Annotated in this window: 12 protein-coding genes; 10 read left to right on the top strand and 2 right to left on the bottom strand. The window is 24.3% G+C overall.

What is annotated here, in order from left to right; all coding sequences use genetic code 4:
* Window position 1 precedes the first annotated feature (1 nt).
* The 6 genes from SLITO_RS02900 (at window position 2) to SLITO_RS02875 (ending at window position 7,077) form a co-directional block, all read left to right on the top strand.
* Window positions 2-445, top strand: a complete 444-nt coding sequence (locus SLITO_RS02900; protein ID WP_083433352.1) for a GNAT family N-acetyltransferase — start codon at window positions 2-4, stop codon at window positions 443-445.
* A gap of 142 nt (window positions 446-587) precedes the next feature.
* Complete coding sequence (locus tag SLITO_RS02895; protein WP_075058284.1) at window positions 588-884, top strand: transposase; 297 nt, start codon at window positions 588-590, stop codon at window positions 882-884.
* 53 nt (window positions 885-937) lie between these two features.
* Window positions 938-1,174: an IS3 family transposase gene (locus SLITO_RS02890; RefSeq protein WP_075058283.1), complete on the top strand. Its 237-nt coding sequence runs from the start codon at window positions 938-940 to the stop codon at window positions 1,172-1,174.
* Window positions 1,175-1,270: 96 nt separating this feature from the next.
* A complete protein-coding gene (locus tag SLITO_RS02885; protein ID WP_075058282.1) occupies window positions 1,271-1,720 on the top strand; it encodes a DDE-type integrase/transposase/recombinase in 450 nt (149 codons plus the stop codon).
* 116 nt (window positions 1,721-1,836) lie between these two features.
* A complete protein-coding gene (locus SLITO_RS02880) occupies window positions 1,837-4,797 on the top strand; it encodes a glycoside hydrolase family 18 protein (RefSeq protein ID WP_075058281.1) in 2,961 nt (986 codons plus the stop codon).
* A 165-nt stretch (window positions 4,798-4,962) separates the two neighbouring features.
* Window positions 4,963-7,077, top strand: a complete 2,115-nt coding sequence (locus SLITO_RS02875) for a lipoprotein (protein ID WP_075058280.1) — start codon at window positions 4,963-4,965, stop codon at window positions 7,075-7,077.
* A gap of 394 nt (window positions 7,078-7,471) precedes the next feature.
* On the opposite strand, the gene SLITO_RS05830 is transcribed toward SLITO_RS02875, so the two are convergent.
* Together SLITO_RS05830 and SLITO_RS05825 are read right to left on the bottom strand one after the other, a co-directional pair.
* Window positions 7,472-7,696 (bottom strand): integrase core domain-containing protein, encoded by a 225-nt coding sequence (locus SLITO_RS05830; protein ID WP_268794778.1) that lies wholly within the window; start codon window positions 7,694-7,696, stop codon window positions 7,472-7,474.
* Window positions 7,697-7,712: 16 nt separating this feature from the next.
* Window positions 7,713-8,402, bottom strand: a complete 690-nt coding sequence (locus SLITO_RS05825) for a DDE-type integrase/transposase/recombinase (protein WP_144416402.1) — start codon at window positions 8,400-8,402, stop codon at window positions 7,713-7,715.
* 452 nt (window positions 8,403-8,854) lie between these two features.
* Here SLITO_RS05825 and SLITO_RS02865 point away from each other — a divergent pair, with 452 nt between their 5' ends.
* The 4 genes from SLITO_RS02865 to SLITO_RS02850 all read left to right on the top strand — a co-directional run bounded on the left by SLITO_RS02865 (window position 8,855) and on the right by SLITO_RS02850 (window position 15,122).
* Window positions 8,855-10,654, top strand: a complete 1,800-nt coding sequence (locus SLITO_RS02865) for a hypothetical protein (protein WP_075058279.1) — start codon at window positions 8,855-8,857, stop codon at window positions 10,652-10,654.
* A gap of 157 nt (window positions 10,655-10,811) precedes the next feature.
* Window positions 10,812-11,738 (top strand): hypothetical protein, encoded by a 927-nt coding sequence (locus tag SLITO_RS02860; RefSeq protein ID WP_075058278.1) that lies wholly within the window; start codon window positions 10,812-10,814, stop codon window positions 11,736-11,738.
* Window positions 11,738-12,928, top strand: coding sequence for an SGNH/GDSL hydrolase family protein (locus SLITO_RS02855; RefSeq protein ID WP_075058277.1), 1,191 nt, complete (start codon window positions 11,738-11,740; stop codon window positions 12,926-12,928). Before SLITO_RS02860 ends, SLITO_RS02855 begins: the two co-directional genes overlap by 1 nt.
* Window positions 12,929-12,944: 16 nt before the next feature.
* The gene (locus SLITO_RS02850; RefSeq protein WP_075058276.1) at window positions 12,945-15,122 is read left to right on the top strand and encodes a Vmc-like lipoprotein signal peptide domain-containing protein; all 2,178 of its coding nucleotides are present in this window, start codon (window positions 12,945-12,947) and stop codon (window positions 15,120-15,122) included.
* The last annotated feature ends 234 nt before the right edge of the window (window positions 15,123-15,356 follow it).

Below are 15,356 nucleotides of genomic sequence, written 5' to 3'. Positions count from 1 at the left end.
TATGGAAGGAATAGATTTTAAAGTAGTTTTTAATGTTGATAATAAGTTATTTTTTGATGCATTAATGATTAGAAAAAATGTTTTTGTAGATGAACAAAATGTAGATATTACTGAAGAAATCGATGATTATGATGATAAAGCTTATCATGTCGTTGGATATTTATTAGCAGAACCAATTTGTTGTGCAAGGATTTATATCGATGTAAACAAATGTTATTGGGGTAGAGTTGCAGTTATAAAAAAATATCGCAAGAAAAAAGTCGGAAATAAATTAATAGAATTTTTAAAAGAGTATTCAAAAAAAGAATTAAGTGCAAGCGAAGTTATTATTGAAGCTCAATTACACTCAATTGATTTCTACAAAAATAATGGTTTTGAAATAATCGATGAAGAAATTAAAGTTATTTCAAACATTGAACACAAAACTATGAAATTAGTACTTTAAAGATAATAGAAATAGACTTAAATGTCTATTTTTTTGTTATTAAATAAAATATTTTACAGATTAATGTAGTGTAACCTTTTTCCGGACATAATTTAAAATTAATCTAAATAAGATTATAAAATTATAAGGAAAGAGGTTTTTTATGAAAAGATACACTAAAGAAGAAAAAATAAAAATATGTAAATTATTTTTAGAGAGCAATTCTAAATGCGAAGATTTTTCAAAATGCTATAAACTATCATCGATTAGTTTAAGAAATTGAGTTAAAAACTATAATTTATTCGGAGACGGAGCTTTTGATAATTCAAAAACACATTTAGAAGAAAAACTTAAAAGCTTACAAAAAGAAAATAAAAAGCTAAAAAAACAACTTAAAGATCAAGAATTAAGAGATGAAATGTATTCAGATTTAAGAAGGTTAATAAATAAAAAAAAGTAAATAAGTGGCAGCTTTGCATATACAAATACATTGTTGTACACAATAAAAAAATTATGGATAATGAAATAACAATAAGAAAACTTTGCAAAATAATAAAACTAGGTAAATCAACATATTATGATTGAATTAAAGATAAAAAACCAAAGTTTAGACATATAGATTATGAATTACTATCAAATATTGAGAAAAGTTTTATCGATTCTGGGAAAACATATGGTTCAAGAAGATTAGCAATTGATTTAAACAATATATGCTCTCATAAAAAAGTAAGAAGATATATGATTTTTTAAAATTTTAAAGTAAATAATTACAAAAACCCAAAGAAAACAACAAATCACATAGAAAAAGTTGGTAAATATGAGAGATTAATAAAAACAAGCGCAGATTTGAAAAAATTTGGCGATGTTTTTAGTGTTGACATAACAGAAAAAGTTATTAATAGACCAAGACTTTACACTTGTGGTTTTTATAATATTAAGCAGAAAAAAATTTATGGATTAATTACAAAGACATCAAAAGGTATATCACTTGTTGTTGAATCATTTTTAAAAATGGTTGATGAGTTTGGAGTTTTTAAACCAAATAGCGTTATTCACTCTGATAATGGTTCAGAGTTTAAATCCTATACATATAAATTAATGTTGATGAATTTTGACTTAAATATAAGCATGTCTAGAGTTGGTAAATCAACTGATAACGGTTATATAGAGGGTTTTTGAAGTGTATTAAAAAGAGAAGCTATAATAGAGAACAAAAAATATACATCGATTGAAGAATATATATACATTTTTAATTTATACTCAAAATTTTATAATGAAAGGAGAATAAAGTTATAAAATAAATGTGTCCGGAAAAAGGTTACAGCACAATTTTTTTATAGATTAATAATTAAAATTAATTTCCTTGCATAATTTTTATATTTTGCTATATTAATTTTAAGGAGCATATAAAAATGAAAAAATTAATTAGTTTATTAAGTAGTTTTATGATTGTTACACCATTAGCAGGAATTATAACTTCTTGTTCAATTGGTAGTGACAAAGATAAAAACTCAAGTTTCGATCCATCGCAAGATGAACCAATAGATTTTAAAAACCCTTATGCAGAAACAGGTACATCAGAAAAAACTGAAACTAACCTTATGAAAGCAAGGGACATGAAATGGGCTAGTGTATTAACAAATGATTATTCAAATAGTTCAAGATACAGAAGTCTAAGTAACGTTGATAACAGGGCTGAATCAACAAACACTCAATCAACTTTAGCAAAAAAAGATGTTTTAAAAAATAATTTGAAATCAAAAATCGGTTTCAATCCTTATTCAGATATTGGTATTGTTGAAGACAGTCAAGAATATTTATTAAAAAACAAAGGTCTTGGTTCTTCATATAAAGAACACGCAAAATTTGAAGGCAATTCTACTGCTGAAAATAACCACTACAATAATTTAGGTGAATTATGAAATAATTCAGATTTATTTAAAGATAAAGAAAATGATGGAATTACTCTTGGTTTTATGCAAAATGCAAGTGATGAAAATGAATTAGTTCCAATGTGAGATGCAGCACCAAACAAAACAAGCAATAATTCTGCTGAATGATTTCAACAAAGATGAGATAAATGAACAACTGGAGATAAAAAATTAGATAGTTCAAAAGTTACAATTTCATTTGGACCATTTGCAAACTCATTATGACACGAAGCTTATAAAAATGGTTATACTGAAGAACAATTAGCGGATAAATTAGCAGAAATTTCTGTTAAATATGGAACCAAAAAATTTGACTTTTATTTTGCAGCACCATATTTAACTAATAAAGGTAGCTATGCTGATTCTCAAAGGTTATTAGCAGGAGCACTAAAAATATTATTAGAAAAAGATAACGAATTTGATATAAGACTATCTTTAGTGGTTTCAACAAAAGATGGTATATCAAGTGTTATTGCAAGACCTAATGGGAACTGAGATGGAGATATATCATTAATTGGTAGTGAAGAATTTCCATTATATATGTTTACTAAATTTCTAGGAATGAACTTTAGATTAAACTTAGTTTTACCATATTTAACTTACTCAGCTTATAACGAAGTTGGTGGAGATAAAGACTGAGAAATGAAGGTTATTAAATCAGCTACTGAAGATACTGAAAAAACATGAAGAACTATAAATGACAAATTAAACGGAAATACAAGTAAATTTTTAAATGACAGTGGTAATGTTTATGACAGAATGGTTCTAACTCCATGAATTGGTAAAAGAGCTGAAAAAGCAATTTATGATTTTGATGCAAATGATGCTTTAGAATTTAGAAAATTTGCTGAAGATAAAAAAGTTGGTCAAATTTCAATGTTTTATATAACAAGAGATTACCCATCAGAATTTATGAGTAATGGTTTGGGTCCAGATGGAATTGCTGATAAAAATGCACTTGATCAAAATATTAGAAGTGCATCAGGATATGATAAATTTACATATTCAAAAATACTAAATGGAACAATGAAAACTGACATACCTGAAGAAGCTAAAACACCTGAAGCAATTTCTAAACTTGATGGTTATTTAAACTATGATAGAGATATTAGAAATAACCATTCACTAGATGAATATCAAAAAGAAGGTTGAGATGGTGTTGCTGGTGGAAATGGTAATGAATGAAATCAAGGTCAACCATCAGAAGGTGAAGGAAATGTTGTAAATCCTTCAACTCCATCAACTTCTAACAAAAATGTTTATGTTAAATGAGAAGATGCCAATCCTAATAGAAAAGATAATATTGTTGACAAAAACGAAAGTAACAACAGTACATACTTTTCTCCATATTTAGATGCAGGTTTATACGAAGGAAATGACATTGCAAAAATTAGAGAAAATACAGGTTTAGATCATTTAACACTTGCATTTGTTCAACAAGTTAATAGTCATAATAATAGCTTAGATTTATCAATAGCTGGTATTGAAAATAAAGGTGATGGTTATGCATGATGAGAAAAATCACAACTTTATGAAAAAGATTTAAAACCACTAGTTGATTCAAATAACTTTGAAAACATTAAAGTTGCATATGGTGGAGCGACAACAGGTGGATTTATTGAAAAAAATCCTTGAAATCTTGCATATAAATTAGCAAATAATGATATTAATAAAGCAAGTGATTTATTAAGTGATGCTTTATTTAATTACAATGATTATTTAAAAAACTTTGCAAGTAAATCAAGTGGTAAAACATTAAATATGCCAAAAAATATAGACTTTGATATTGAAGGACAAGCTCAAGAAGATCACATTTCAAATGATGTACTTGCAAAAACACTTGCAAAAATGAAAAAATCTGATTCTTCATGAAACTTTTCAGTAACTCTTCCAGTTCTTCCTTCTGGATTAACAAATGTTGGATTTAATGTAATGGATAAATTCACTAAAGCATTCAAAAATGAAGGATTAAGTTACAAAGACATGCCAGTGATTAATTTAATGTTAATGGACTATGGAAATGGAATATATTTAGATGGAAAAACAAATGGTAAAACCAATTTTGATTTAGCAAAAGAAGCAATAGAAAACACTAAAGAAAACATTGCTAAATCAGTAATTAAAAATTATGGAATTTCTACTCCTTCAAATAGAGATATACATAGATTAATCGGTGCTACTCCAATGATTGGTGTAAATGATACAGTTGAAGGTGTGTTTACACTTGAAGATGCAAAAGAACTTTATAATTGAGCTCAATCTGCTGATTTATCATATTTATCAATGTGATCAATGAATGATGATAGAGGAAAATTATCAGGGGTTGCTAGACCAAAATCATTAACTAGTCATGGTCTCGGATACCTAGGTGAGTATGATTTTGCAAAAGTATTTAATGGCCAATGAGATGAAAAAGTCAAAAGACCTGCTAAAAAAGTGTAATTAATATATAAAAAAACTTATTTTTAAATAAGTTTTTTCCATTTATATATGTAATTAGGAAAAAAATATTGTAAAAGTTTATATAAAATAATTTGCAATTTATATTTTATTTAGTATAATTTTTTTATTACATATGTAATGAAAAAAAAATAGGAGAATAAGAAAGTGAAAAAATTATTAGGATTTTTAATGTCAATAGGATTGACAGTGTCACCAGCTGCAACAATTATTTCTTGTGGTAGTGATAATGATAATGGTAATACCGACGGTGAACAAGGTGGGGGGGAAACAACTGACCCAAACCAAGAAGGACTATCTTATGAAAAAGTAAGAGATCAATATTTAAAAGAAGTTAATGATTTTGTTAACAAAAATATCAGTACTCAAGTTCAAAACCAAGATTGAACTGAAGCTACTTCATATTCTAATGAAGATAAAGAATTTTTTAATGCAAATGCCTTAAAAAAAGCAGCTGAATTAGCAAAAAAAACAAAAGAAGAGTCTAGCGGAGAAGAAAGTTCTATAGACTTATCAGAATTATTTAAAAAAACAGAAGCAACTGAATTAAAAACTAAATTTTTTGCAAATGTAAAATCTATAATTGATTTTAGTAAAATTCAAGATGGAATAAAATCAATTGCAGACAAAAAAGAATACAGTAGTTTAATTACAAAAGGTGTTGAAAAAGATAAATTAATTGAAGTAGACGAATCAACTGTTAATGCTAATAACACCGAAAATGTTAAAGCTACTTTAAAATTTTATAATAAAGAAGAAAGCGAAGCAAATAAATCAAACTTTTTTGCATCACTTGAAAATGTTAACATTAGCTTTAAATTTAATTTCAAAGCAAAAGACGGTAATCAATTAGCACCTGCAACAAATAATATTTTTAACTTCACTTATAAAATTACTACATATGGAAATGTTGTAGATTTCATTAACAAAAAAGCTAAAGAATTAAAATTTAAATACTTAAAAGATGGAGATTCAATAATTGAGTCTGGATTAAAATCAGGAAGCAATGCTGATAAATTTGAATCATATGATCAGTTAAATAATAAAAGTACTGGTAAGTATATAACTACTTTTAATAGTGAAGAATTTAAAACAAAATTAACAGATGATTTAAAAACAGGGGAAATTGAAGGTGTAAAATTTGAAATTAAACCCAAAAACAATAATCTTGTAAATGAATTATCTAAAGATGAAAATTCATGAGATTATGAAATGAATTCATTAAATTCAAGCAAGTCAGTATTTTCATGAAAAAATGAAAAGTCAGGATGAGAAGATGACAAAATTGAAGGTAGAGAAGAACTATACAAATATATTTTCAGAACTGCTTCAAAAGAAAACGATACAGACGGGGAAGCTTTATTAAAAAAAGATTATTTAAATAAAGCTAACCTAGACAATTGATTCAAAGATTACAAAGATAAATTTGTTAAAGAAAACATCGAAGGAAAAAACGATGAATACTTAACAACTAATAAAGAAGCGATTCTTAATCAAATTAACATTACAAACAAATTGAAAATTGTAAAACTAAATAGTTTAGAATTAAATATTAATGGTGGATCAGGTCAAGGTGGATTCACAACAAGTATTGATGATATTTTTATAACTGCTGGATACTCAATTGATAAAGAAGAAAATTTATCAACAAGTAAATTTGATGAGAATTCTTTAACTTACAAATCAATTGTTGCTAACTCATTAAAAGGAATTAACTCTTATAAAAATTCATTTGGTATTGCGCCAACTTCAAGCGAAAATAAAGTTGCTTCATTTAGCGGAAAAACAGGTGTTAATATTGGTGGAAAAGAACTAAATCTTTGAACCGACTCATTCAGTTCTGATTATTTAAGTACAGATAATGAAAATCCAAATTTAATATACTTGGTTTATGAAGATGGAGCAAAAAAATTTAATGACAATCTTTCATTAATACAAAATTCCGGAACAGGTAGCGATACGCAAAAAGCTGTAAGAGAAAAATTATTAAAAGAAGGTAATCAAACAAATTTTAGTTGAGAATTTGGTACAAGCTATTCAGATAGAGTAAGAGTTAGATTCATAAAAAGTTTAGAAGATGAAGGTGCTCCTAAAGATCGTGATACAAAAGGATTTATAATTGATGGAATTTATGGTTCAGGTAGTGATAATGCTCCTATAAGATTTAATTTAGATTTTATGAATATTGAATTTAGAGTTGACACAATTTGAAAATTAAGTAGCGGAAATAGATATAAATCAGCGATTGAAATAGTTGAATAGTTTTGGTAAATATATATTTTCATAATATTATGAATTAAAAAATTAAATTTTAAATGTAAAAAATAAAAGAACAGCCTTATGATACTATAAAAATTATATTAAAATTAATAATTTTGTTTTTTGTAGAAAGGTTGTTTTTTTTTTTTTTTTTAAATTTCAAATAACAAATAAAAAAAAAAAAAAAAATAACTCGACGATTAAAAGTTAAAGATAAAAAAAATATTTATAATTAAATTTTAGGTAAATAAAACGCTTTTTACATAAATCCATTAAAAAAATATTATTTGGGTATAAAAATAAGTAAAAAATATTTTAAAAATAATTTCTATAACTTTTGTTGATAAATCTAACTAATTAAATTGAATCTCTATGAAGTTGTCAATTAAAATTGAGATTAAAAAGATACTTTCTCCATACGAATTTCGTATGGAGTTTTTTTATGCTTTAGAGAAGGTCTAACATAATTATAAAACTCTATATAGTCTGAGATAATTTTATAAATATTTGAATGATGTAGTTCTTTTACTTTATATGTATATATACATTCATTTTTAAAAGTTCCAAAAAAAGACTCACACGCACCATTATCTGGGGAGTTCCCTCTTCTTGACATAGAAATATTTATATTATTATTTTTACATAATCTTTCTCAAGTTTAATTTGTGTATGGTGCTCCCTGATCTGAATGAATTATTTTTGGAGCACCTCTTTTTTTTAATAGCACTTATTAAATTTTTATAACATAATTTATTATTAGGACTAACCGATAACTTTCAATCAATAATTTCATAATTAAACAAATCCTTTATAACAGATAGATATACGTTTCCATTAATAGTTTTTATGTAAGTTACATCTGTTACTCATTTTTCATTTATATTTTTAGATTTAAAGTTTCCATTTAGTAGATTTTCAAATCTTAATGGACCTGATTTATCATAGTTTGGAACTTTCTTTTTATTTGAAGATTTTAAACTCATTATTTTCATATATCTATAAACAACTCAAGGTTTTAAACTTTCTTTAAAGTATTTGTTTAAAAATAAAGTTATCATATTATAACCATATCTTTTTTTAAACAAGTAAAAAAGGCATCTTATTTTAATTGCTAAAATTTTATTATAATTTTTATACTTTGGTTTTCCGTTTTTAAGTCATTTTAAATATCCATACCTTGAAACTTTTAAATATAAACAAGATAATTTTAAAGAAAACATTCTTTTAACATTAAAAATGGCGAAGCACTTTTCCTTAGTCGTCTTCGCCAAATGCTTTTTTAAAGCTCGTTCCAGTTTCAAAGCCTCTCTTAATTCTTCAACGCTCATATCATCAGGTTCTTTAAAAATTCAATCATGAGATTTAAATTTTTTAATATTTCCTTTTGCCTGTGTTCCGCTACCTCATTCAAGAGCGCCTTCACCTTTAACTTTTACCTCTGATTTTCATCTTTTAATTGTGCTAGTACTAATATCAAACTTTAATGCCGCATTTAAAATACCAATTTTTTTTGATTCATTAATTATATTAAGTTTTTCGTTTTTTGTTTATTGTTTTGCCATATAAAAAGAACACCTTTCAATAAAATTTTAATAATAAAAGTACTTTTTTACTGTCAATTTTATTTTAGATGTTCACTATTATAGGCTTTTTTGCATACTATTTTTTTCAAATATAAGTTAATTTACAGCTATAATTAACTTTTTAAAATTTAATTATACACATATTTAAAAATATGTGTATAATTATATTATTGTTTTAATTAAAGATAAAGGATATAATGAAAGAAATTAATTTAAAAACTAGAGATATATTGAAGTTTTCATTTAGAATACTTTTTACAGAAAAAACTTATATAATATTTTTTACAATAATAAATATATTTAGTATTTTAGTGGCAATTGTTTTTGCAAATACTTCAATTGGAAAAATTAAAAATCAAATTTTTGATTTTTACGTTATTATCTTTATAAATGTTTTTTTGTTTTTGTTGATTTTAAGAGTAATTAATTTTTTCTTTATAAGAAAATCTGAAGATAAAACAATTTTTATAATATTATCAAACACTGTTTCAAGAATGAAGTTTTTTTTGTGTGAATACCTAACTATATTAATAATAATTTCATTTTCTGTGGTATTGTCATTTTTATCGTTTAATATAATTTATTTAATCTCAAATGATTTTGAAATTACTAATTTTGTAATTAGAAAAACTTCAGTTTTTCTTGGTTTTACATTAATTTTAACTATTTGTTTAATTAATTTTATTATATTTTTAATCTTTTTTGCTGGTGCGCAGCCAACTTTGATAATTTCTACTATATTAATGTCTTTGTCTTTTATAGCTAATATACCTGCAAAATTAATCGAAACAAAAACTAGCAACATAAATTTTACTTTTAATGATCCTAAAAATAATACTCCATTTGCACTATCTTCTAATGATGTATACGATTCAATTAATTTTCAAAATATATTAAAATATGAAAACATTAAATATAAAAATCTTTCTAAAGCAATAAACAACTATTTTACAAATTATCAAGAAAATGAAGATTTCACTGATTTAGATACTTTTAAAAATTCTAATAAATATAGATACACTAGCTTTTGAAATAACTATTTAAATGTAATAAATAACAAACAAAAAAATTATAAATTTAATGGTATTTTATCATCTCTAAATTCTTCGGCAAAAGCAAAAAATTGAAAAGAAAATGATCCTGTTTCAATAGAGTTTACATTGGAAAGTTACTTTAAAGATGAGAACGAAATAAAAGATATGATTAATTCAAATGAATTAGACTCTGAAAAAAAGCTTATTTTACAAGATTTGCTTGATCTAACAAATCAATTTAAAACTTATTTTATAGATTTTAAAAAAGAAAAATCAGATTTATTTAGTGATTTTATATTTTTTTATGAACCAAAAACAATTAAAAATAAAATAGGCGTTGTTGATGAAGAAAAAGAAATTAACTTTATTAAAAATGAAAATTTAAATCAATCATTACCTTTTACAAAGATTGATTTAAATAATATTTTTCAATGAGCTGTAAAAAAAATTTCAGCAAGCAAGGATTCCTTCCAACTTTGAGATAATGATCATAAATTAGAAAAGTATTTTGATGAATATTTTAGCTTTCCAATTATGTTTAGTGCAAGAGTTGTAGAAGAATATTTTATACATTATACTGTTAATTATTATAATTCCGTTTATAGTAGAATAGTACAGAATGATGAATTTAAAAAATATCAAAATAATATGTCTACAATAAACATATTAAACTCTATTAATCCATTTTATGATACTTGAAGTTTCTACACTAAATATTCAGGATTTTATTTTGATGATATTTGATTCAATATAGACACTTCATCATCGATAAGTTTAATAGAGCAGGAAAATTTATTTTTACCATATGTAAGATTTAATTTAAATTTAGATAATAAAAACATAAAAAAAGATACTTATGATGAATATTTGGATCCAGCTATTCTTATTTCAATAATTTTAGTTGTTGCAATTTGTTTATACATACTTTCAATATATAAATTTACTAAAGTTGATGTTAATTAAAATCATCTTTTTTTTATTTATAATAAAATGTTTTTATTTATATAAATTATTTTTAATTATTTTAATATTTTTTATTTAAAAATAAATCCATATAAAATAATATAGTAATTAAACAATCTTTTGTTTAATTTTATTTTTTTTAGAAAGGTTTATTTTAATGAAGAAATTTTTAAATTTTTATTCAACAAAAGTAAAATTAAAAATTATTGTATTTTCATCGGTTTTTGCATTTTACTTTTTACTTAGTTTTTTAATGGTGTCACCAGGTGTTGGATTAGAGTCACTAAGATTTATAAATAGCATCCACGATCAAATATCACAAGTTATGCCAAAAGGTGTGTATGTTATCGATGGTAAGGATCCATCTTTTAACACGGTGTTAGAATCAGTTGTAAAAAAATCATATTCAGCTGACGCTATTTCAACTTTAAATTCATATGAAACTGTCAATTACGAACAAAGAAGAAATGAATATGAAAAATTTTCAAATGATTGATTTGAAAGTAAATGATCAAGTTATAGAGAACAACAAAAAGATATAGACTTATTTGATTTAGGGAATGATTTAGTTGAATTTGATAAAGCAGTTTCAACAGAATTTCTAAGTTATGGTTATGTTCATGCAGGGATTCAATGAATGTTCCAACCAGGTGGTTTAAGTGATATTTTTTCTTCAGAAAGAAAAGAAGATCTATTAAGAAATCAAACAATTATTGATCAATATTTATATGAATCAAAAATTAAATCTTCAGATCCTGGAATTGATGGAATCAATGTTTATGATTCACCAGGAACATTATTAATAAATAATAAAGTTTGATATTTAAACAAACAAATAGAAAATATAAAATACGGTTTTAATGTTTTTGGACACAACATATTTAAAGATAAAACTTTAAATGAATCAAAAATGCCTAAAACTAAAGTATCAGCAGATGAATTATATCTACCTCATTTTACTGATACATTAGATACTTTAAGAGCAGGAGTAGTATTTTTCTTTATATTACTTATAGTTGTTATTCCAGGATACACATTTACAATAACAATGTTGATAATAAACAAAAAGAAAGGAAATAAATAATGAAAAAATTACTTACATTAATTTCAGTATTTGCTATTTCTTCAACATCTGCAACATCTGTAATTTCATGTGTACCACAACAAGCACCAATTAATTTAGATAACACTGCTGGATTAAGTATTGATAAAAGAAACGCTAAAGACACTAGTGTTGATAAAGAAACACATCATGGAGTTTCTAATTTCTATACTCTTGGAGATAGTTTAAGTGATAATGGTGGGTTAGCTGCTGTTGCATATGATGAATTAGGAGTAAAAGTTAAAATAACTGGTCTTTATGATAATGGATTTAGTAATGGTTTAAGAGTTGCTGAATTGATTAATAAAAAACTTGGATTTGATAAAGATGAAGTTGATACATTTAAATCATCAAATTTAATACATGATGCGGATTTAAACTTAAATAATGATAAAGTATGAGGAAGAAATTATTCAATTGGTGGCGCAACAGCTTATGAATCAAGTGATTTAACTGCTAAACTTTTAATGGGTAATACAGGAATATACAAACAAGCACAAGCTCTTGTAAAACAACAAGTAATCAAAGATGATGACTTATTCCTAATTGAAATTGGGGGCAATGATTTATTTGCATTAGCTGGGGCAAGAAACAATTTTAATCAACAATCAAGTATTATGAAAAATGCCATCGAAAATATAAGTAATTGCTTATATACTTTATTAAATAACGGTGCAAAAAAAATATTATTCATTAAACCACCAGATATAAATCTTACACCAGGGTATAATAATAAAAATAATGATGATTTTGAACAATTCTCAGAAGCAGATTTAAGTAAAATTGACAAATTATGTAAAGAATTTGATTCTAATATTACAAAGGTTATAAATAAAGTTAATGAACAATTTAATGACGTAGTTAAAACTTATAACTTATATACAGAGTTAAAAAACATATTAGCTGGATTTAAAGAGACAATTGGAGAGGGAGCTAATGTCGAATCAAATTTTGCTAAATCTACTGCATTTGATTTAGCAAAATTAGATTTAAGTAATTTAGAAATAAATGCTACAGTTGCTGAAAAATTTAAAGAAGCTTATGAAAAAGATAAAACAATTATAGATAAATTTTTCTTTATTGATAAAGTTCACCCAACTTCATCTGGACATAAATATGTTTCTGAAATAGTGTGGAAATTGTTAATAAGTTCAGGTTTAATAAAAGAATAAGAAAGGGGTATTAATAATGAAAAAATTAATTAGTATTTTAGGGATAATTTCAATTACATCATCATCAATATCTTTGGTGACAGCATGTGGTAATGCAAACACAATTTTTGATAATAGTGATGATCAAGAAAATATATCTAAATTAATGTCACAATATGCAAAAGCACTTTATATAAATGAGAATGAAATAGACACAACTAACGAAGGATTAAATAAAATACATTATAGTTCATCATATTTAATGAAGGATTATGTTAAAGATAATTATATTAGAAATTTAAATTTAGGTGATTTTAAAAATGTCGAAACAAATGATTTTACAAGATACAGCGATATAGCAAGCAAATATTTTAAAAATAGCACCGATATTGTAAATGATAATACTAATGTTGAAGATGGAATATACAAAGATGGAGTAGTTGCTCCAGAAGTTACAGGTATGGTTGGTACAATTACATCATTAGTTCAATCACTTCCAATGATATTGAAGTCATTATCAAACCCTGCAGCTTTTGGACCACTTATGAGTATTTTGTCAAAAAAACTAAAAGATTTAGTATCACCAGCTTTATTGAAAACTTTAGGTAAATTAATTGATAATAATGTATTAAAAGATTTAGAAAAAGCATTTTCAGTAGAAGCATTTAAAGATGATAAAGGTGTATTTTTAAGTTATGAGGATGGTTTAAACGCAGGTATTATTGCACTTTCAAACTCAGTTGATAAAATTATAAATAAAGACGAAAGTACAGAAAAATTAACATATAAAAATAGTAGTGAAATTAATTCTAACATTAATGTTGCCTCAGAAAAAATAGCAACAAACTTAATCGAAATTTTAAATGGAACAAAAAGTCTTAAATTAGATATACTTCTTGATATAAGTAGTTTTCCAGAGCTAATATTCTTTATAAGATCATTATTAGTTTACTTAAATTCATTTAGTATTAAAGACTTAACTACAGAATATGATGGAAATAATTTTATTGAAATGTTAGAAACTAAAAGAACTGCAAAAATTAAAGAAGAAGAAAATGTTTTTGATTTTGATAATGCAATCGAAGTTTTAAGTTATGTGGTAAATGATACAGATAGTAAAGGTGGACTAACTTTAAAAAATTTACTTGGCGTATTACTGGCAACTCCAGCAACAGATAAAGAAAATGTTATTGATGCAACTAATATTAATAAAAAATATGAAGGTGGAAAAAACGGATTAATTAACATTTTATCACGTTTAGCTATAAAGCTTGTGGGAGAAGAAAAATTAGTTGTAGATGCTATGGGAAAAACTATAACACTATATATAGATTCGGTTATAAGAAGTTTTGTAAATTGAGGTGTTGGCTATGATACAGGTGGTAAAACTCAATTAGTTGGTGGAATTCAAATAGGTTTTAGTACTTTAATAGCTTTGCTACCAAGTTTTAAAGATAAATTGCCAGATTTATTAAAAAATATTGTTTCTAATATCGATTCAAAAGATTGAAGTGAATTTTTTGGAAAATCAGGTAAATGAATTAATTATTTATATGATAATGAAAATGAAAAACTAAATCTTTCAATTAAAAAAATATTATCTGAACCATTAGAAAACTTATTAAATTCACAATTATTTAATTCAGGCAACACATCAGAAAAAAATAAAATATTTGATAATAAAAAAGATTTAGGATTAGGATTCTTGACTTCTAATTCATTACAATCTATTGTTAATTCTATAAAAGCGGATATAGATAATCAAAAAAAAGAAAAACCTGATACAAACTTTAAAATTAAATTTGATTCATTTGCAATTTTATTTAAAAGATTATATACAAATAATACTTTTACTAAAGCAACTGAAGACGTTGATAATTTTATGAAAATTTTAGGTTTAAATGATGATAGCACCATTGCAAAAGATTCTCCACTTGAACAACTGCAAGTTATAGTAAATGAGAATTTACCATGATTAAATTCAGTTATTAATACTTTAAGCACAATGATTAGTTCTTATAATAAAAAACTTTCAAAAACCAAAGAGATCGTTAATGCGTATTATGACAATACCGAAGTAAGTATAGTGGAAAATAAAGTTAATGATTATATTTATCTAGTAAAAAATAAAACAACAAATTTAGAAAATAAATTTGAAATTAAACTAAATTATAGTGGAAATTATCTTTTTGTTTCAAACATAAAAAAAATATAATATCAAACAAAAACATAAATTATTATAAATTTATGTTTTTTTTATTTATTTATAAGAAAACTTAAATAATCAATATAGATTTGCAAGCTAAACTAAATATTTAGAATTTTATTAAATTTGATTTAATAAAATTTCCATTTTTTTTATATTATCCAAAAAAAACCAAAAAAAACTAAATATATATGATTTAATATATATGAATAGAACACACATATAGTACTATTCTCTGAAAGG

The sequence above is a fragment of the Spiroplasma litorale genome (assembly GCF_001267155.1).
GTDB classification, from domain to species: domain Bacteria; phylum Bacillota_I; class Bacilli_A; order Mycoplasmatales; family Mycoplasmataceae; genus Spiroplasma_A; species Spiroplasma_A litorale.
The sequence above is the reverse complement of the archived record's forward strand: the minus strand, read 5'-3'. Positions and strand labels throughout refer to the sequence as shown.